This is a genomic window from Cupriavidus sp. 05N39 (assembly GCF_056397325.1).
The window spans coordinates 47,454-66,404 of the sequence record NZ_JBFTNE010000059.1 but is presented as its reverse complement, the minus strand read 5'-3'; the positions used below and the strand labels follow the sequence as shown (position 1 = coordinate 66,404).

Here is an 18,951-nt window from a genome sequence, read left to right as displayed (position 1 = left end):
CGGCTGGAACGAGCCCACGCCCGCGGCGATGAAGATGGTCCTGGTGATGAAGCGGGTTCCCAGCGAGGTCTCGACGAAGAAGCGGCCGTCTTCGCGGCGCTCCACCACGGCGACTTCCTGGCCCAGGTGGAAGGTCGGCTCAAACGGCTCGATCTGCTTGAGCAGGTTGTCGGTCAGATCCTGGCCGGTGCAGATGGGCACGGCCGGGATGTCGTAGATGGGCTTGTCCGGGTAGAGCTCCACGCACTGGCCGCCGACCACCTTGAGGGAGTCGATCACGTGCGCCTTGATTTCGAGCAGGCCCAGTTCGAAAACCTGGAAGAGTCCGACCGGGCCGGCGCCGACGATCAGCGCGTCGATTTCCAGCGGCTGGCCGCCGCCGCCGTTGCCTGTGGCAACGTGGTGGGTGGCGTCGGCAACGGGGTTGGGGATACTCAAGTCCATATTCGTCCTGATACGTTGTGGGGCACAGGCGTGCCCGGCATTACGGGAAAGCGCGTGGGTGGGGACGGCTTTCTGACCTGTCTTTTTTAGGTCTTTTCAGCGCTGCAGGTATTGCAGCTTTTCGGCTGTGTCCTTCCATTCCTCGGCTTCGGCCAGCGGCGCCTTGGTCTTGGTGATGGACGGCCAGTTGCGAGCCAGTTCGGCGTTCAGGTCGATGAACTGCTGCTGGTCGGCCGGCACGTCTTCTTCGGCGTAGATCGCGTTGACCGGGCATTCCGCCACGCACACCGCGCAATCGATACACTCATCCGGGTCGATGGCGAGGAAGTTGGGGCCTTCGCGGAAACAATCGACCGGACACACGTCAACGCAGTCGGTATAGCGGCAACGGATGCAGGATTCGGTGACAACGTGAGTCATTTCGGTTCCAGAAAAACGGGATCGGCTTCGATGGGAATGTTGTTAGGCCTGTTGTGCCGTGCTCGTCACGCCGGTGGGGTTTCCAGTGGGTTCACCATACGCGGCGCGAGCGCTGGCCGTGGCCTTTCAAAGACCGATATTGTAGCTGAGCCTTTCCGCAAGGGTAGCGGCTCTATATAGCCGGATAAGATAGTTTTCTTATTTCTTTATGTGCATTTGATCCAAGACAGCCAGGGATGCACCCGCTAATGTGCTCTTCTGGCCGTTGCCGCGACGGCGTTGTAAGCTGGACGGGCCTGCGCGCGCGGTATCGCCGCGCGCTTACCTGAGGAGTGCGCCATGCCAATATCAGTCCGGGAGCTGCCGCGCGGCAGCCGTTCGAGCCGTATGGCGGCCGCCTTGCTTTGCCTGGCGGCGCTGGCCATGTCAGCCRCGCATGCGCAGACGCTGGCAAAGGCCGGCCCGCCGGATAGCGTGGTGGCCCGCCTGATGGCCTGGCGCATGATGAGCGACCAGCCAGTCTCGCTCACCTCGCTGGCCCGTTTCGACTGGGATGATTTCGGCGTGGTGATCGAACCCGCTGGGGAGGTCATGGCCAACTGCGGCCAGGCCGGTTTCCTGCCATGCGACGCCGAGCTGCAGCCGGAGCGCGGCGCGCCGGTCCAGGTACTGGTATTCCGCCGCGGATCCGAGCGGGTCTACCAGGAGCGCATTACAGCCCGCTCGGCGGCCTTCGCGGAGCCGCTTCCCGCCGCCGTGCCCCGGGCGCAGGCGACGCTGGTCGGCTGCCCAGGCTACCGCGGGCAAGTCTTGTGGTGCCTGCGCGGCAGCGCCCGTGGCCGTCAGCCCGATCCTTTTCTTGACGGCGCATGATCCGGCCATCGCCCGCCGCACTTTCGGTTAGCATGTCGCACTGACTCGGCACTGCCGTCTGGCCCGACATGATCATTACCTCATTGCTCGACACCGATCTGTACAAGTTCACCATGATGCAGGTGGTGCTGCATCACTTCCCCGCCGCACAGGTCGAATACCGCTTCAAGTGCCGCAACGTGGGGGTCGACCTGACCCCTTACGTGGACGAGATCCGCGACGAGGTGGCGCAGTTGTGCCAGCTTCGCTTTACGCCGGAGGAACTCCAGTACCTGCGCGAGTTGCGCTTCATCAAGAGCGATTTCGTCGACTTCCTCGGCCTGTTCCACCTGAACGAGAAATACGTAAACATCGCGCCCGCCGCCCCCGGCAGCGGCGAGATCGAGATCACCATCCGCGGGCCCTGGCTGCATACCATCCTGTTCGAGGTGCCGTTGCTGGCCATCGTCAACGAGGTCTATTTCCGCCGCACCCAGCCGCAACCGGACTGGGCCGAAGGGCGCCGGCGCCTGGAAGACAAGCTGGCCTTGCTGAAGATGCCGGCCCACGCCGACTGCGTGATTGCCGACTACGGCTCGCGCCGCCGCTTCTCGCGCGACTGGCAGGAAGAGGTGTTGCAGACCATGCGCAGGGTGCTGGGCCCGCAACTGGCCGGCACCAGCAATGTTCATTTCGCGCGCATGCACAACTTGACCCCGTTGGGCACCATGGCGCATGAATACCTGCAGGCCTGCCAGGCACTGGGGCCGCGCCTGCGAGATTCGCAGGTGTTCGCGCTCGAGGTCTGGGCCAAGGAGTACCGCGGCGACCTCGGCGTCGCGCTGTCCGACACCTACGGCTTCGATGCCTTCCTGCGCGACTTCGATCTCTATTTCTGCAAGCTGTTCGACGGCGTGCGCCACGATTCGGGTGATCCCTTTGCCTGGGGCGAGCGCATGCTGGCGCATTACGCCGCCAGCCGCGTCGACCCGCTGGGCAAGACGCTGATCTTCAGCGACAGCCTCGACATCCCACGCGTAATCGAGCTGTGCGAGCGCTTCGGCGGACGCTGCCGGCTGGCGTTCGGGGTGGGCACCAACCTGACCAACGATCTCGGCTACACGCCGCTGCAAATCGTGATCAAGATGACGCGCTGCAATGGACAGCCGGTAGCCAAGCTGTCCGATACGCCCGAGAAGACCATGTGCGATGACCCGGCCTACCTGACGTACCTGCGGCACGTGTTCGGCGTCCAGGCGCCAGCCTGACTGTGCGAAGCCATCTGATTCCCACGCATCCAACCCTCGGACATATCGGAAAGCAAGCCATGGATACCACTTCCGCCCGCGATCGTATCTTTGCCCGTATCCGCGCCGCACAGGGCCGCGCCCCCGGGGTCAGCAACGGCGAGCGCGCGGCGGTAGCCGATTACCTCGCGCGCCATCCCGCCGGTCCCCGGCCGCCGGCGCCGGCGCAGCGCATCGAAGCCTTCCAGGAACAGGCGCAGAAAATGGCTTCCACGGTCGAGCGGGTGGCCGCGCTGGCCGATGTGCCGGCCGCTGCGTCGCGTTACCTGGACAGCCTGGGCCTGCTGCGTCGCGCTGTCGCCTGGGATAGCCTGGGCGCGCTGGACTGGCATGCGCAGGGATTGGCGGTGGAGTGCCGCCCGCCGGTACGCGATGTCCAGGCCGATCACGACCACGGTGACATGGTCGGCATCACCGGCTGCTTTTGCGCGATTGCCGAGACCGGTTCGCTGATGCTGCTGTCCGGTCCGCAGACGTTCGCTTCGGCCGCGCTGCTGCCGGAGACGCATATCGCGGTGGTGCCGGCCTCCCGCATCGTCGACGGGATGGAAGATGCGTTCGCGCTGATGCGCAGCGAGCGCGGGGAGTTGCCCCGTGCTACCAACATCATCAGCGGCCCTTCGCGCACCGGCGACATCGAGCAAACCATCGTGCTGGGCGCGCACGGGCCTTACCGTGTGCACGTGATCCTCGTCGAGCGGGACTGAGCAGCTTCCCGCCCGCACCAGCGATCGCTCCGAGCCGCAGGGGCAGGGCGGCCGAAATGGGCTGAATCCTGCGGCGATTGCTTTACACTTGAGGGCCTCGCCGCGTGCCCGTGGCCCGCTGGGCGGGCTGAGCGGGCTCGTGCGCTTTCTCCGCCCGCGGCTGCTGCCAGTCTCGGGTGCAGCCATCCGAAACAAGGAGATCCCGCCCGATGCGACGTGCCCTAGCACTGCTGCCACCGCTACCTTCGCTGGCCCTGCTGTTGCTCACCCTTCTGCCCAATCTTGCCAGCGCCGCCGATCTCGAAGGCGCCACGCTGTCGCCGATGTGGGCCTTGCCGTTTGCCGGCACATTGCTGTCGATCGCGCTGTTCCCTCTGATCGCGCCGCGTTTCTGGCACCACCATTACGGCAAGATCATCGCCGGCTGGGCACTGGTGTTCCTGGTACCGTTCGCGCAGGCATTTGGTGTGCATGCCGCGGCCGCCAACGCCGTGCATGCGCTGCTGTCCGAGTACATTCCCTTTATCGCGCTGATCGCCGCGCTCTACATCGTGGCCGGCGGCATCTGCGTGCGCGGCAACCTGCACGGCACGCCGCGCCTGAACACCGGCCTGCTCGCACTCGGTACCGCGCTTGCCAGCCTGATGGGCACCACCGGCGCCGCCATGCTGCTGATCCGGCCATTGCTGCGCGCCAACGACAACCGCAGGCATGTGGCGCACGTGGTGGTGTTCTTTATCTTCCTGGCAGCCAATGCGGGCGGCGCGCTGACGCCGCTGGGCGATCCGCCGCTGTTCCTGGGATTCCTCAAGGGCGTGGACTTCTTCTGGACCCTGCGCAATATCCTGCCCGAGACGCTCTTTGTCTGCGGGGCGCTGCTGGTGATCTTCTATTTCGTCGATCGCTACTACTACCTGAACAAGGAAGAGGAGCTGCCGGCGGCGGCCGATCCCACGCCGGACTCGCCGGGCGTCCGCATCGAGGGCAAGCGTAATTTCGTGCTGCTGCTGGCGGTGGTGGGGCTGGTGCTGATGAGCGGGCTGTGGAAACCAGGCATCGAGTTCGACGTGATGGGAACCCACGTCGGCCTGCAGACGGTGGTGCGCGACGTGATGCTGGTGGCGGTGGCGCTGGTGTCCCTGTTGATCACGCCTGTCACCGCGCGCACCGGCAACGAGTTCAACTGGGAGCCGATCCTGGAAGTGGGCAAGCTGTTCGCCGGCATCTTCCTTACCATCATCCCGGTGATCGCCATGCTCAAGGCTGGCACGGACGGCGCCTTCGCCGGCGTGATCCGTCTGGTGAGCGACGCGGGCGGCCAGCCCATCGACAGCATGTATTTCTGGGCCACGGGCATCCTGTCGTCCTTCCTGGACAATGCGCCGACCTACCTGGTGTTCTTCAATACGGCCGGCGGCGACCCGGCCACGCTGATGACGCGCAACGCTTCGACGCTGGCGGCGATCTCGGCCGGCGCGGTGTTCATGGGCGCCAATACCTATATCGGCAACGCGCCCAACCTGATGGTCAAGGCGATTGCCGAAAGCCGCGGTGTGCGCATGCCCAGCTTCTTCGGCTATATGCTGTGGTCGATCTGCGTGCTGGTGCCGCTGTTCCTGGTGATGACCTTTATCTTCTTCCGCGTGTGAGCATGACCAAGCCTTCCATCCTCGTAACCCGCGCCGTCTTTCCGGAAGTGATCGACCGGCTCGCGCAATATTTCGACGTCGACAGCAACCAGCAGGACGTGGCGCTCGATGGCGCCGCGCTCAGGCAACGCCTCGTGGGCAAGTCCGGCGTGCTGGCCAATGCCGCGGATCGTATCGATGGCGAACTGGTGGCCGGACTGCCGGCGCTGCGCGCGGTCTGCAATATGGCCGTCGGCTACAACAACCTCGATGTGCCGGCACTGACCGCCGCCGGCATCGTGGCGACCAACACGCCCGATGTACTGACGGAAACCACCGCCGATTTTGGCTGGGCCCTGCTGATGGCCACTGCGCGCCGCGTGACCGAATCCGAGCACTGGCTGCGCGCCGGCAAGTGGGAGCGGTGGAGCTACGACATGTTCCTCGGCATGGACCTGTACCGCAGCACGCTCGGCATCCTTGGCATGGGCCGCATCGGCCAGGCGCTGGCGCGCCGCGCTGCGGGGTTTGGCATGTCCGTGCTCTATCACAACCGCAGCCGCCTGCCGGAGGAGACCGAGCGCGCGCTCAATGCGCGCTATGTCAGCAAGACGGAATTGCTTGCGCAATCCGATCACCTGCTGCTGGTGCTGCCGTATAGCGCGCAGAGCCATCACAGCATCGGCGCCGCCGAACTGACGCAAATGAAGCCGTCGGCCACGCTGGTCAACCTGGCACGCGGCGGCGTGGTAGACGACGCCGCGCTGGCCGAGGCGCTGCGCGAGCGCCGCATCTTCGCCGCGGGCCTCGACGTGTTCGAAGGCGAGCCGCAGGTCCATCCCGGCCTGCTGACCGTGCCTAACGTTGTGCTGACCCCGCACATTGCCAGCGCCTCGGAGAAGACCCGTCGCGCCATGGCGGATCTCGCCGCCGATAACCTGATCGCTGCGCTCAATGCAGGCCCGCAGGCAGGCCGTCCGCCTTCATTGATCAATCCCGAGGTGATGGCGCACCGCCGCTGATCCTCTCGCTGCACGCGTCGTGCCGCCTGCGCGCTGGTCTCTCCAGCTTGCCGGCGCGGCACGGCTTTTTGCGTACTTCAGACTTTCATGACCCTGATTCCCCTTTTGACCCTGGCTCTTGCGCTGGTAGCCGTGCTGCTGCTGGCGGTGCTGTTGCTGCGGCCACGCGTTGCACCGGAGACCGCCAGCCTGGAACTGCTGCGCCAGCTCGCCGAACTGCGAGCCGAAGGCGCGCGCGGCAATGAGCGCCTGGAGCGCGAATTGCGCACGGAGGTCACGGAGAGCGCGCGCGTCGGCCGCGGCGAGGCCGGCCAGCAGATGATGCGTTTCCAGCAGACGTTGTCTTCGCAACTCACCAGCATCGCCACGCTGCAGAACAACCAGATCGACATGTTCGCGCAGCAGCTTGCCAAGCTGACCGAGTCCAATGTCCAGCAACTGGAGCAGGTCAGGCAAAGCCTGCTGCAGCAGGGCCAGCAGGCACGTGACGAGCAGGGCAGCGCGCTGCGCCGCTTTGGCGACATGCTGCAGCAGCAGCTGGCGCAAATGTCCGAAGGCAACGAGCGCCGCCTGGGCGAAGTGCGCACCACGCTGGAACAGCGGCTCAAGGAAATCGAGGCGAATAACTCGGCCAAGCTCGAGGAAATGCGCCGCACCGTCGACGAGAAGCTGCACGCCACGCTCGAACAGCGGCTTGGCGAATCCTTCAAGCTGGTGTCGGACCGGCTCGAACAGGTACATCGCGGACTGGGCGAAATGCAGGCGCTGGCGCAAGGCGTGGGCGATCTCAAGCGGGTGCTGACCAACGTGAAATCGCGCGGGACCTGGGGCGAAGTGCAACTGGAGATGCTGCTCGAGCAGATGCTGACTGCCGAGCAATACGCCAAGAACGTCGAGACGGTCCGCAATACCGGGGCGCGTGTGGAGTTCGCGATTCGCCTGCCGGGCAAGGATGCCGCCGGCGGGCAGGTTTGGCTGCCAATCGACGCCAAGTTTCCGAAGGAGCAATACGAACGCCTGCTCGACGCACAGGAGCGTGGCGATGTCGACGGCGTGGCCCTGGCAGGGCGCGAGCTGGAAGTGGCGATCAAGCGCGAGGCACAGACGATTTCCGAGAAATATGTATCGCCGCCTGCCACCACTGACTTCGCCATCCTCTTCCTGCCCACTGAGGGTTTGTACGCCGAGGTCTTGCGGAGGCCCGGGCTGGCGGACCTGCTGCAACGCAATTACCGCGTGACGGTAGCGGGGCCGACCACGCTGGCCGCCCTGCTCAACAGCCTGCAGATGGGATTTCGTACACTCGCGCTCGAGCGCCGCTCAAGCGAAGTGTGGGAGGTGCTCGGCGCGGTCAAGACCGAGTTCGGCAAGTTTGGCGATGTCCTGGCCAAGACCCGGGACACGCTGGAGCGTGCCGCCCGCAACATCGAGCAGGCCGAAGTGCGCACGCGCCAGATGGAGCGCAAGCTGCGCACGGTGGAGGCTCTGCCGGGAGAAAACGCGCAAGCGTTGCTCGGCCTTGCTGCCGTGCCGGACGAAGCGGCGCAAGAACGTCAAGAGGGTGAAGCGGGCTGAGGAGCGGGGAGGCCGGTGGCGCCGCAGATTGAAAAAAAGCGCATCGAATCGATGCGCTTTTTTACTTTGGGAGCAGGCAACTCAGGGCAGGTCCCGAATCGTCACCTCGATGCCGCCGAAACGCGCGGCCACCCAGTTGTAGGCCTTGCAGGCCAGCCAGAGCAGGCCGAAGCCGATCAGCGCATTGAGAATCAGTGCCGTGAAGACGGTGATGCCGGGCAGGTCGCCATAGCGGATGAAAGCCACGAACAGCCCAAGCGAGACGATGGGTACCGAAAAGCACAGGTACACGAGCACGAGCGCGCGGGCGGTTTTGACCGGGTGGAGGTAGGCAATCTCCTGATTCATGACAGCTTGGGTAGTAGCAAAGTAATGTTGCGCAAGTGTATCGGTTGGGGGAGGCGGCGCATAGTCCGGCACTCGCGGGGTAAGGAAAACCGCCGATCTGCTTGCTAAACGCCGGCAAAACTGCTGCGCAAAAACGACACAAAGGTGCGGCCAACGTACCGTGGCAAGCTTTACAGCAGCCCGTCGAACAGCATGACTTCCACCTCGTCGCCGGCCGCCACCATGTCTTGCTCGTGGCCGAGCACGATAAAGCAATTGGCCTCGCTCATCGAGCGCAGCACGCCCGAGCCCTGCTGGCCGGTAATGCTCACTTGCCAGCCGCCATCCGGCGCTGGGGCCAGGATGCCGCGCTGGTACTCGGTGCGGCCTGGCTTCTTGCGGATCGGCTGCGCGCTGCGCACGCGCATCAGCGGCAGGGGCGCCACTTTCGCACCCATTTGCCGGTGCAGCGCAGCCCGCACAAAGTGATAGAACGTCACCATCACCGCCACCGGATTGCCCGGCAGGCCGAACAGCAACGCCTCGCGGCCATGGGAGACGATGCGGCCGAAGGCCATCGGCCGGCCTGGGCGCATGGCGATCTTCCAGAAGGTCACATCACCCAGCTGGGCCATGATCTGCTTGGTGTAGTCGGCTTCGCCCACCGACACGCCGCCGGACGTAATGACCGCATCGGCGTTTTCGCAAGCGGAGCGAAACGCCGCCTCGAGGGCTTCGGGGTCGTCCCGTACCACGCCCATGTCGATCAGGTCCACGTTGAGCCGCCGCAGCATGCCATGCAGCGTATAGCGGTTGGAGTCGTAGACGCAGCCGGCGTCGAGCGGCTCGCCGATCGAGCGCAACTCGTCTCCGGTGGAGAAGAAGGCCACGCGCAGGCGGCGGCACACCTTGACCTCGGCAACGCCCAGCGAAGCCAGCAGCCCGAGGTCCGCCGGTTGCAGGATGCGTCCGGCGGCCAGCGCCGGCTGGCCGATGGCGAGGTCTTCGCCTCGCAGGCGGCGGTTGTCGCCGGCACGCACCGCGCGGGCGTCAAAGCGAACCTGTTCGCCATGCGCCTCGACGAATTCCTGGGGAATCACGGTATCGCAGCCGGCCGGCATGATGGCGCCCGTCATGATGCGTACCGCCTGCCCGCGCGCGACCGGCTGCTCGCATGCTGTGCCGGCGAAGGCGCTGCCGACCACCGTCAGCGTGATATCGCCGCCGGCGGCAAGATCGCCGCTGGCAAACGCATAACCGTCCATGGCGGAGTTATCGTGCGCCGGGACGTCCAGCGTGGAGATGATGTCCTCGGCGAGCACGCGGTCGAGCGCCGAGCGGATGGCGAGCTGCTCGGTCCCACGTACGGGCTCGACCACCTCGCCGATGATCTGGTTGGCCTGCGCCACCGGCAACGCGCCGGGATCGTAGTCGGACAGGCAGGAAATGACGGAATGTAGTGATGGCATGGACCGTTCCCGGGGCAGCGGCCTGGCTTGGTTGTTCAGCGCGCTTCCAGCGTGCGCAACTCGTCCAGGGTATTGATATTGGCGAAGGCGCCGGCGTCGTCGAACAGGACTTCGGCCAGGCGATGAGAGGCGGCCCAGGTTTCGATCTTGCGGCCGCCGCCGTTGAGGAAAGCCAGCAGGCTATCGTGCGCGGTGACCGGCATCAGGCAAAACACCGGCTGGGCTTGCCGGCGGCCGTCCGCGTCGATGGTAACCGGGATGGCCATCTCCGCGCCTTGCTCGTCGATCGCGCTCGCCAGGCGCGCAGCCAGGTCGCTCGGCAGGAAAGGCGAATCGCAGGGGGCGCTCAGCATCCAGCCCGTCTGGCATTGCTCCAGCCCGGCCAGCATGCCGGCCAGGGGACCGGCGAAGTCCGGCACCGAATCGGTGACCACGGGCACGCCGAAGGACTCATACGCGGCCAGATTGCGGTTAGCGTTGATCAGCATGCCGCCCGTCTGCGGCGACAGGCGCATCAGCGTATGCATCGCCATGGGCGCGCCGCGGAAGGGCTGCAGGCCCTTGTCGGTGCCGGCCATGCGGCTGCCCCTGCCGCCGGCCAGGATCAGGCCGGTAATGTCGTCGCGTGAAATCATCGGAATACGGAATAGGTTGGTGGTTTGGCCGGCGCGGCTGCGGGGCGGTTGTGGTCAACCGCCGATATAAGACATTTCGATCTTGTTCTCGGCACGTGCCTGCCGCACCGCGGGATCGCTGCGCAGCTCGGAGTAACGATCGGTGCGCGCCTGCCAGACCCCGGCGATGGCATTGGAGATTTCCAGGTCGCTGTGGCCGCCGCGCAGCAGCGCGCGCAGGTCGTAGCCTTCGGTGGCGAACAGGCACAGGTAGAGCCGGCCTTCGGTCGACAGGCGGATACGGCTGCAGTCCCCGCAGAAGGCGTGGGTCACGCTGGAGATCACGCCGATCTCGCCGGCGCCGTCGCGGTAACGCCAGCGCTCGGCAGTCTCGCCGCTGTAGTTGGCGGGGATGGCTTCGAGTGCGAAGGCTTCATCGATGCGGCGCACCACCTCGGCGGAGGGCAGCACCTCATTCATCTGCCAATGGTTGCTGGCACCCACGTCCATGAATTCGATAAAGCGCACGATGATGCCGCTGCCGCGGAAATGCGCGGCCATCGGCACGATCTCGGCGTCGTTGGTGCCGCGCTTGACTACCATATTGACCTTGAGCGGCGCCAGGCCGACAGCCTGGGCGGTCTCGATGCCGTCCAGCACGTCGCGTACCGCGAAGTCGACATCGTTCATGCGGCGGAAGGTGGCGTCGTCGATGGCGTCCAGGCTCACGCTCACGCGCGACAGGCCCGCGTCGCGCAACGAGCGCGCCTTGCGGGCAAGCAGCGAAGCATTGGTGGTGAGGGTGAGGTCGAGCGGCTTGCCCGAAACCGTCTCGATGCGCGCGAGCATCTCCACCAGCTTCTCGATGTTCTTGCGCAACAGCGGCTCTCCGCCCGTCAGGCGGATCTTCTCCACGCCGTGCGCAACGAACAGGCGGGCGGCTCGCTCGATCTCCTCGAAGCTCAGCAACTCGGAATGCGGCAGGAAGGTGTAGTCCTTGTCGAACACTTCCTTGGGCATGCAATACACGCAACGGAAATTGCAGCGGTCCGTGACCGAGATGCGCAAATCGTGCAGCGGCCTGCCGCGGGTGTCGGCAACCAGTCCGGACGGGGCGGCGAGCTCGTCCGGGATGCTGGGCGTCATCGAACGGTAGCGATGGTCGCGCAGATCGAAAATGGGAATGACGGATTCGGTCATGGCCTGGGACGTGGCAATGCGGTGACGGGCGGCTTTGGCGCGGTCGCGTGGGGGCAAGCAGCGCCCGTTCGGGGCACCATCGTGGCGGTGCCATCTAATTGTCATTCTAGCCGAGCCGGGCATGGTAGCGCCGGCGTCACCATGCGCAGGACCTGGAAATACGCGGGCGAGCCTCGCCGATCCGGCGCGGACACGAAAAAAGGGACGGCTGCGCCGTCCCTTTCCCTGGTACCCGCGAGGGTGCCGTTTACTTCTGTTGCGTCGCAGCCGCGTTATCGCCGGCGGTCTCGACCAGAATCATCGGACCTTCCGGCAGCGGCGGCAGGGGCTTGCGCTCCCGCACGACGCGCGGTGCCGGGGGGATGCTGGCGGCCGCTTCCTGCGCGGCGCGCAGCTTGCTGACGTCGGTGTTGACCCACTSGAGRCCGGCCGAAGCCAGCATCGGTTGCAGGCTTTCCACGGCCACCGGCGCGGCGGCTGCCGCTACGACGGGGGCTGCAGCCGGTACCGGGGCCGGAGCTGCGGCGGGTGCGACCACCGGCACTTCGACAGCGGGTGCCACGACAGCAGGCGCCGGTGCGGCGGGTTCCGCCACGGCGGGTGCGGGTTCGTAGGCGACCGGGCTGGCAACAGCCGCTTCGACCACCGGTTCAGGTACCGTTTCGATGACCGGTTCAGCGACCGGCGCCGATACAGGTGTTGCAACAGGCGCGACCGGCTCCGGCATCACCACCGCAGCCTCGACAGGCTGGTAGGCCGGGACGCTGGGAGCGGATTCGGCGACCACCACGGTGGTGGCTTCCACCACGACAGCTTCAGCGACAACGGCCGGTGCGGCGATTTCACGGACTTCGCCCGAGTCTTCGCTTTCACCGCTTTCGTTGGCCTGGGCGCTATCGTCACGCTCGCGGCGGTAGCGATTGCGGCCACGGCGATTGCGGCGGCGGCGTTCTTCGCCTTCGCCATTCTCGCTGCCTTCAGTAGCATCCTGCAGGTCGGTGCGAACGTTTTCGGCGTCGTCGTGCGAGGCAACCGGCGCCGCTACGGCGGGGGCTGCCACGGCGGCGGCTACCGCTGCGGTGCCAAGGGCTTCGGCCGCCAGGCTTTCGCTGGCTTCGCCTTCGCGCGGTGCGTCGCCGCGCTCACGCTGGCGGTCGCGCTGGCGCTCGCGGCGTTCCTGGTTACGGTCACGGCGGCCTTCGCCACGGCCTTCCGTACGCTCGGCAGGTGTGCCCTCGGGCTGGCGGGCCGGCTGGACTTCCAGTGCAGCCTGGCGCGGGGCGCGGCTACTACGTTCACCGCGTTCGCCTCGCTCGCCACGTTCACCTCGCGCCTCGGCGCGTTCGCCCCGTTCGGTGCGCTGTTCACCACGTTCCGCGCCGCGTTCGGCGCGCTCACCACGTTCCTGGGGTGCGCGCTGGCCGCGGCCTTGGCGCTCGCCGCGTTCGCCACCGCGTTCGCCGCGCTGGCCACGCTCGCCGCGGCCTTCGCCGCGTTCACCACGCTGGCCGCGCTCGCGACGGCTCTCCGCGCTGCGTTGTTCCGCGTCCACCGGCTTGGCCGGTTCGGCGGCGGGCGCTGCCGGCTTGGCGCCGAACAGGCTCTTGAGCCAGCCCATGAAGCCGCCGCCGACCACCGGCTGGGTGGCCGGTGCCGGACGTGCGGGAGCGGCTTCCGGGCGCGGCGCGCGCTCGGCGCGCGGTACCGAAACCGGCGCTGGCTGTTCTGGGGTAATGCCCTTGACCGCAGCTTCCTGGCGCGGCTTGGCATCTTCCTTCTTGCGGCTGCTGTAGCTGGTGTCGGCTTCCAGTTCCTTGGCGGCAGCCTCGGCCATCTTGTAGCTGGCGGTGCTGTCTTCCAGGCGCGGGTCGTCGTGACGCAGGCGCTCCAGCTTGTAGTGCGGGGTCTCGAGGTGCTTGYTGGGGATCAGCAGCACATTGACCTTGAACCGCATTTCGATCAGGTTGATGTCCTGGCGCTTCTCGTTGAGCAGGAACGCTGCCACTTCCACCGGTACCTGGCAGTGGATGGCGGCGGTGTTTTCCTTCATCCCTTCTTCCTGGATGATGCGCAGGACCTGCAGGGCGGAAGATTCGGTATCGCGGATATGGCCGGTGCCGTTGCAGCGCGGGCAAGTGATGTGCGAGCCTTCCGACAGCGACGGGCGCAGGCGCTGGCGCGACAGTTCCATCAGGCCGAAGCGGCTGATCTTGCCCATCTGCACGCGGGCGCGGTCATGGCGCAGGGCATCCTTCAGGCGCGTTTCCACGTCCTTCTGCGCCTTGCTGGCTTCCATGTCGATAAAGTCGATCACGATCAGGCCGCCCAGGTCGCGCAGGCGCAACTGGCGAGCGATTTCGTCGGCGGCTTCGAGGTTGGTGCGCAGCGCGGTTTCCTCGATGTCGGCGCCCTTGGTGGCGCGGGCCGAGTTCACGTCCACCGATACCAATGCCTCGGTATGGTCGATCACGATGGCGCCGCCCGAGGGCAACATCACCATGCGCGAGTACGCCGATTCGATCTGGTGCTCGATCTGGAAACGCGAGAAGAGGGGGACATCGTCCCGGTACTTCTTCACGCGGTTCATATTGTCGGGCATGACCACGCTCATGAAGGCGCGGGCCTGCTCGTAGATTTCGTCGGTGTCGATCAGGATCTCGCCGATATCCGGCTGGAAGTAATCGCGGATGGCGCGGATCACCAGGCTGGATTCGAGATAGATCAGCAGCGGGGCCTTGTTGTCGCCGGCGGCGCCGTCGATGGCCTTCCACAGTTGCAGCAGGTAGTTCAGGTCCCACTGGAGCTCTTCGGCCGAGCGGCCGATGCCGGCGGTGCGGGCAATGATGCTCATGCCCTCGGGCACGGTCAGCTGGCCCATGGTCTCGCGCAGTTCCTGGCGGTCCTCGCCCTCGATGCGGCGCGATACACCACCGCCGCGCGGGTTGTTGGGCATCAGCACCAGGTAGCGGCCGGCCAGCGAGATAAAGGTGGTCAGCGCCGCGCCCTTGTTGCCGCGCTCTTCCTTTTCCACCTGGACGATCAGTTCCTGGCCTTCGTGCAGCGCGTCCTGGATGCGTGCGTTGCGCACGTCCACGCCTTCCTTGAAGAAGGCGCGCGCCACTTCCTTGAAGGGCAGGAAGCCATGGCGTTCTTCGCCGTAGTTGACGAAGCAGGCCTCCAGCGACGGTTCGATACGGGTGATGACACCCTTGTAGATGTTGCCCTTGCGCTGTTCGCGCCCGGCAGCTTCGATGTCGATATCGATCAGTTTCTGACCGTCGACGATGGCGACGCGCAATTCTTCCTGCTGCGTCGCGTTAAAAAGCATGCGTTTCATCGCATTACCTCACTCAATGCCGAGGATTGCACCGGCATGCGGTGCCCGCGGCGTTCCGTGGAGCACGCGAGGGAGCGAGTGAGGGCGCGAGAATTGCCGAAAGCGCCGGCGCGCAAATGGGCGCGGCCGGCTGGGCGCGGGTGAAAGAGAGGTAACGACGTCGAAAGCGCCGTCCGCATGGTCGGAGAGAACGCCGGCAAGCTGCTCTTCGCAGCGATCCGGCGGGTTTCCGGCTGGCATGGCGGCAACGCGGGCGCAAAGGGGCGCCGTCGCATCGCGGCCGGCCGCGGAAGGCCTAGACGCGTCAAAGAGCAAGTTTGTCGTCACGGCAATGCTGCTTCGCTACCTGACATCTCCTGGCGGGCGCACCTACTACTTCTTGGAGTTCTGCGACCGGGCGCCGGTATAACTAGTCAGGCGGCGTTGGAAGCATGCCGGCGGCACCGTTTCCCGGTGCGGGCGGGACTTCTCTCACCAGAGTGGATGCCGGGAGGGCATCCACTATCAAATTCTGTTCTACCTGAACACTACATTCCCACGTGACCGCCGTCAGCGCCGAAGTTGCCTTTGGGCGACTTCCTGCGCGGGCGATACCGTGCGTGCTGCGTTTTTGCTGCCATTCACCAGCCCGGGGCTCGCGTTGTACGCAAAGAAGCCGGAGGCTGGCAGGGCTGGCGGCAACCCGAAGTGTAAAATACGACGAATCGCCTACACCTGACTTGCGCTGCCGGTCTTTGGCCGGAACAGCGAGGAAATTATATTGAAAATGAATGAGTTACGCCATCAAATTGAAAAAGAGGTGCGGCCCGCCGCGGCCGGGCCCCAGGTGGCGTACGTAACAATCGGCGACGAGGCCGATGGCCAGCGGATCGACAACTTCCTGCTGAAGCTCTCGAAAGGGGTGCCGAAGAGTCATGTCTACCGCATCCTGAGGTCGGGGGAAGTGCGGGTCAACAAGGGGCGGGTCGATGCGACTTATCGCCTGCAGCTTGGCGATGTCGTGCGGATTCCGCCCATGCGGGTCGCGACTCCGGCACCTGATGGCGGCAAATTCGTGCCGCCGGCCAGTTTCCCGGTTGTCTTCGAGGATGATTACCTGCTGGTGATCAACAAGCCTGCCGGCGTGGCCGTGCACGGCGGGTCCGGCGTGGCGTTTGGCGTGATCGAGCAGTTGCGGCGGGCGCGCCCGCAGGCCAAGTTCCTTGAACTCGTGCACCGCCTCGATCGCGAGACCTCCGGCCTGCTGGTGCTGGCGAAGAAGCGCTCGGCGCTGGTCAACCTCCATGAACAGATGCGCGGCAGCGCGCTGGACAAGCGATACTTCGCGTGCGTGGCAGGGCACTTCGAGAATGCCCGGCAGCACGTGAAGCTGCCACTATTTAAATACACCACCGCCGAGGGAGAGCGCCGGGTACGCGTGCAGGACGACGGGATTGCCTCGCATACCGTGTTCAACCGGCTTGAAGTCATGCCGGGCTTCACCCTGCTCGAGGCCGAGCTGAAGACGGGGCGGACGCACCAGATCCGGGTCCACCTGGCGCATTCCGGCTTCCCTATCCTCGGCGACGAAAAATACGGCGATTTCGCCCTGAACAAGGCGCTGGCCCGCAGCGGTGCCAATCCCGGGCTCAAGCGCATGTTCCTGCACGCGCATAGCCTGACCTTTACACATCCGGTAAGTGGTGAAATCATCACTGTCGTTGCACCCATGCCGCCGGAGTGCGAAACCTTCCTGCAGCAAGCACGTAACCAGCGCGCCCGCGACTAAGGCGCCCATGAGGAAATCAATGGCCAGGCAACGCTTCGACCTGATCGTGTTCGACTGGGATGGAACCCTGATGGATTCCACCCCGACCATCGCCAAGTGCATCCAGCTAGCCAGCCGCGACCTTGGCCTGCCGGTACCCGACGACAGCGCGGCCAGCCATGTGATCGGGCTGGGGCTCAAGGATGCGCTGTCCTATGCGGTGCCCACGCTCGATCCCGCTGACTATCCCAAGCTGGCAGAGCGCTATCGCTTCCACTTCCTGACCCGCGACGCGGAACTGGTGCTGTTCGATGGGGTTCGCGAGATGCTGGAGGCATTGCACGCAGAGCACTATTTTCTTGGCGTGGCAACGGGCAAGACCCGCGTTGGCCTGCAGCGCGCCCTGGAGGCTACCGGCCTGGTCCGTCTGTTCGACGGTACGCGCTGCGCGGACGAAACCTTTTCCAAGCCTCACCCGGCCATGCTGCAAGAGCTGGCCAGGGAACTGGGGCAGGATATGGAGCGCACGGTCATGATTGGTGATACTACCCATGACCTGCAGATGGCGGCCAATGCCGGCGCGGCAGGGATCGGTGTCGGCTATGGTGCCCACCCGGCGGACGCCTTGCGTGCAATGGCGCCGCTGCATTGCGCATCCTCGATCGCCGATCTGCAAGACTGGCTGTTGACACATGCCTGACGCGGCGGTTGCCGGCATGTCCGGGCAGYGCCGCTTATGCGCAACTGAAGACCTGGCTGAAGGCGGCGCCGGGGTGCGCTTCATGGTCGAAATGGGTGGCCGTCCTGTTGGCGCGTTTGTCGTGCGCTTCGGGGGCGGTGTCCATGGCTACCTGAACCAGTGCGCCCACGTGCCGATGGAGCTCGATTGGCAGGAGGGACAGTTTTTCGAGTCCTCGGGCCTATACTTGATGTGCGCGACACATGGCGCGATTTATGCGCCGGACAGTGGCTTGTGCCTGGGTGGGCCTTGCCGGGGCGCTTCGTTGTCGAAGCTGCGCGTCGAGGAACATGACGGCAATGTGTACTGGTTCCCGGAAAGCCCATACGAAGTCCCCGCTGGCTAGCCGGCAAGCAGACGCCGACCTATTCCTAATCAAGAGCCAACTGCATGACTGAACAGCAAAAACCGCCTCAGGACGAGTCTGGCAAGACGCCGGATCCGGCTGCTCCTACCAGCGCCGGGGCGGAGGATCGGCTGGAGACCGCTTCCCAGGCTGATTTTCCGTTGGAGCAAGACTTGCGCGCCGGGGATGCGGCCACACAAAAAGAAGCCAGCCAGCGCAAGGAGCGCCTGGCCGGCCGCGAAGTCGGGCCAGTCCCGACTGGCACGGGCTGGGAGCGGGATGTGCTGGAAAAGGTGCTGATGGCGACCTTGCGCGAGCAGCGTGCCGCGCGTCGGTGGCGGATCTTTTTCCGTTTTGTCGGGTTAGCCCTGCTGGCGCTGCTCTTCTTCACCATTTTCGACTTCAAGGGCGACGGCGGCATCGCCACTAGTGGCCGCCATACGGCAATGGTGTCGCTCGACGGCGAGATCGCCGCCGGTACGCCAGCCAGCGCTGAATCGATCAACGCCGCCTTGCAGGCTGCATTCGCCGACACCAATGCCGCGGGCATCATCCTGAAGATCAATTCTCCGGGCGGCTCACCGGTACAGGCCGGCATGATCAACGATGAAATCCGCCGCCTGCGGACCCTCTATCCGTCCAAGCCGTTTTACGTAGTGGTGGAGGAAATCTGCGCCTCGGGCGGTTACTACGTGGCGGCGGCGGCGGACAAGATTTATGTCGACAAGGCCAGCATCGTGGGTTCGATCGGCGTGCTGATGGATGGTTTCGGCTTCACCGGCCTGATGGACAAGCTTGGCGTGGAACGCCGGCTTTACACCTCCGGCGCCAACAAGGGCATGCTCGATCCCTTCTCGCCGCAAGTGCCGAGGCAGAAACAATTTGCCGAGACCATGCTCAAGCAGATCCATCAGCAGTTCATCGATGTGGTCAAGGAAGGTCGTGGCGATCGCCTGAAGGAGGACCCGGATCTTTTCTCCGGCTTGTTCTGGTCCGGCGAGCGCAGTGTCGAGTTGGGCCTGGCCGACGGGCTGGGCAACGCCGACTACGTGGCGCGGGATCTGTTCAAGGCCGAGGACATTGTGGACTACACCGTCAAGGAGAACATCGCGGAGCGGGTAGCCAAGCGCTTCGGCGCGGCGATGGGTACGGCGGCGATGAAGACCATGTTGTTTGGCTCGCACGTGCAAGCCATTCGCTAATCGGACCTACCGCAA

At 65.3% G+C, this 18,951-nt stretch carries 17 protein-coding genes; 10 read left to right on the top strand and 7 right to left on the bottom strand.

Translation table 11 applies throughout. From position 1 onward, the window contains the following. Positions 1–444: NAD(P)/FAD-dependent oxidoreductase (locus tag AC1DN0_RS25625; protein WP_477146103.1), on the bottom strand; the 444-nt coding region annotated here is incomplete at its 3' end. 96 nt (positions 445–540) lie between these two features. After that, positions 541–864, bottom strand: a complete 324-nt coding sequence (fdxA, locus tag AC1DN0_RS25620; protein ID WP_045235607.1) for a ferredoxin FdxA — start codon at positions 862–864, stop codon at positions 541–543. A 339-nt stretch (positions 865–1,203) separates the two neighbouring features. Here fdxA and AC1DN0_RS25615 point away from each other — a divergent pair, with 339 nt between their 5' ends. The 6 genes from AC1DN0_RS25615 to AC1DN0_RS25590 all read left to right on the top strand — a co-directional run bounded on the left by AC1DN0_RS25615 (position 1,204) and on the right by AC1DN0_RS25590 (position 7,955). Continuing rightward, on the top strand, positions 1,204–1,737 hold the full coding sequence (locus AC1DN0_RS25615; protein ID WP_477146102.1) for a hypothetical protein: 534 nt from the start codon (positions 1,204–1,206) through the stop codon (positions 1,735–1,737). Positions 1,738–1,805: 68 nt separating this feature from the next. Then, positions 1,806–2,984 carry a nicotinate phosphoribosyltransferase gene (gene pncB / locus AC1DN0_RS25610; protein WP_441634712.1) on the top strand — a complete coding sequence of 393 codons (1,179 nt, stop codon included), beginning with the start codon at positions 1,806–1,808 and terminating at the stop codon, positions 2,982–2,984. 59 nt (positions 2,985–3,043) lie between these two features. Next, entirely contained in the window at positions 3,044–3,730 is a 687-nt protein-coding gene (locus AC1DN0_RS25605; protein WP_477102353.1) for a LutC/YkgG family protein, read from the top strand. Between the two features lie 209 nt (positions 3,731–3,939). Next, positions 3,940–5,379 carry a sodium:proton antiporter gene (locus AC1DN0_RS25600; protein ID WP_441634716.1) on the top strand — a complete coding sequence of 480 codons (1,440 nt, stop codon included), beginning with the start codon at positions 3,940–3,942 and terminating at the stop codon, positions 5,377–5,379. Between the two features lie 2 nt (positions 5,380–5,381). After that, positions 5,382–6,380, top strand: a complete 999-nt coding sequence (locus AC1DN0_RS25595) for a 2-hydroxyacid dehydrogenase (protein ID WP_441634718.1) — start codon at positions 5,382–5,384, stop codon at positions 6,378–6,380. 87 nt (positions 6,381–6,467) lie between these two features. After that, positions 6,468–7,955 carry a DNA recombination protein RmuC gene (locus tag AC1DN0_RS25590; protein WP_441634720.1) on the top strand — a complete coding sequence of 496 codons (1,488 nt, stop codon included), beginning with the start codon at positions 6,468–6,470 and terminating at the stop codon, positions 7,953–7,955. Between the two features lie 81 nt (positions 7,956–8,036). Here the strand turns inward: AC1DN0_RS25590 and AC1DN0_RS25585 are convergent, their stop codons facing one another. The 5 genes from AC1DN0_RS25585 to AC1DN0_RS25565 form a co-directional block, all read right to left on the bottom strand. Continuing rightward, positions 8,037–8,303 (bottom strand): hypothetical protein, encoded by a 267-nt coding sequence (locus AC1DN0_RS25585; protein ID WP_043347933.1) that lies wholly within the window; start codon positions 8,301–8,303, stop codon positions 8,037–8,039. A gap of 170 nt (positions 8,304–8,473) precedes the next feature. Further along, positions 8,474–9,751 carry a molybdopterin molybdotransferase MoeA gene (gene moeA, locus AC1DN0_RS25580; protein ID WP_477102355.1) on the bottom strand — a complete coding sequence of 426 codons (1,278 nt, stop codon included), beginning with the start codon at positions 9,749–9,751 and terminating at the stop codon, positions 8,474–8,476. A 35-nt stretch (positions 9,752–9,786) separates the two neighbouring features. Then, on the bottom strand, positions 9,787–10,386 hold the full coding sequence (gene mobA / locus AC1DN0_RS25575) for a molybdenum cofactor guanylyltransferase MobA (protein WP_441634724.1): 600 nt from the start codon (positions 10,384–10,386) through the stop codon (positions 9,787–9,789). A gap of 54 nt (positions 10,387–10,440) precedes the next feature. Then, positions 10,441–11,565, bottom strand: a complete 1,125-nt coding sequence (gene moaA / locus AC1DN0_RS25570) for a GTP 3',8-cyclase MoaA (protein WP_441634726.1) — start codon at positions 11,563–11,565, stop codon at positions 10,441–10,443. A gap of 247 nt (positions 11,566–11,812) precedes the next feature. Then, complete coding sequence (locus AC1DN0_RS25565) at positions 11,813–14,902, bottom strand: Rne/Rng family ribonuclease (RefSeq protein WP_477146101.1); 3,090 nt, start codon at positions 14,900–14,902, stop codon at positions 11,813–11,815. A gap of 766 nt (positions 14,903–15,668) precedes the next feature. On the opposite strand from AC1DN0_RS25565, the gene AC1DN0_RS25560 reads away from it, so the two are divergent. The 4 genes from AC1DN0_RS25560 to AC1DN0_RS25545 are packed head-to-tail and all read left to right on the top strand — an operon-like array spanning position 15,669 to position 18,936. Next, on the top strand, positions 15,669–16,670 hold the full coding sequence (locus AC1DN0_RS25560) for an RluA family pseudouridine synthase (protein ID WP_441629792.1): 1,002 nt from the start codon (positions 15,669–15,671) through the stop codon (positions 16,668–16,670). 19 nt (positions 16,671–16,689) lie between these two features. Beyond that, positions 16,690–17,349, top strand: coding sequence for an HAD-IA family hydrolase (locus tag AC1DN0_RS25555; RefSeq protein WP_441629794.1), 660 nt, complete (start codon positions 16,690–16,692; stop codon positions 17,347–17,349). Further along, positions 17,342–17,734, top strand: a complete 393-nt coding sequence (locus AC1DN0_RS25550) for a Rieske (2Fe-2S) protein (protein WP_477146100.1) — start codon at positions 17,342–17,344, stop codon at positions 17,732–17,734. The genes AC1DN0_RS25555 and AC1DN0_RS25550 overlap by 8 nt, the downstream gene beginning before the upstream one ends. 44 nt (positions 17,735–17,778) lie before the next feature. After that, positions 17,779–18,936, top strand: a complete 1,158-nt coding sequence (locus tag AC1DN0_RS25545; protein ID WP_428178781.1) for a S49 family peptidase — start codon at positions 17,779–17,781, stop codon at positions 18,934–18,936. Positions 18,937–18,951 lie beyond the last annotated feature (15 nt).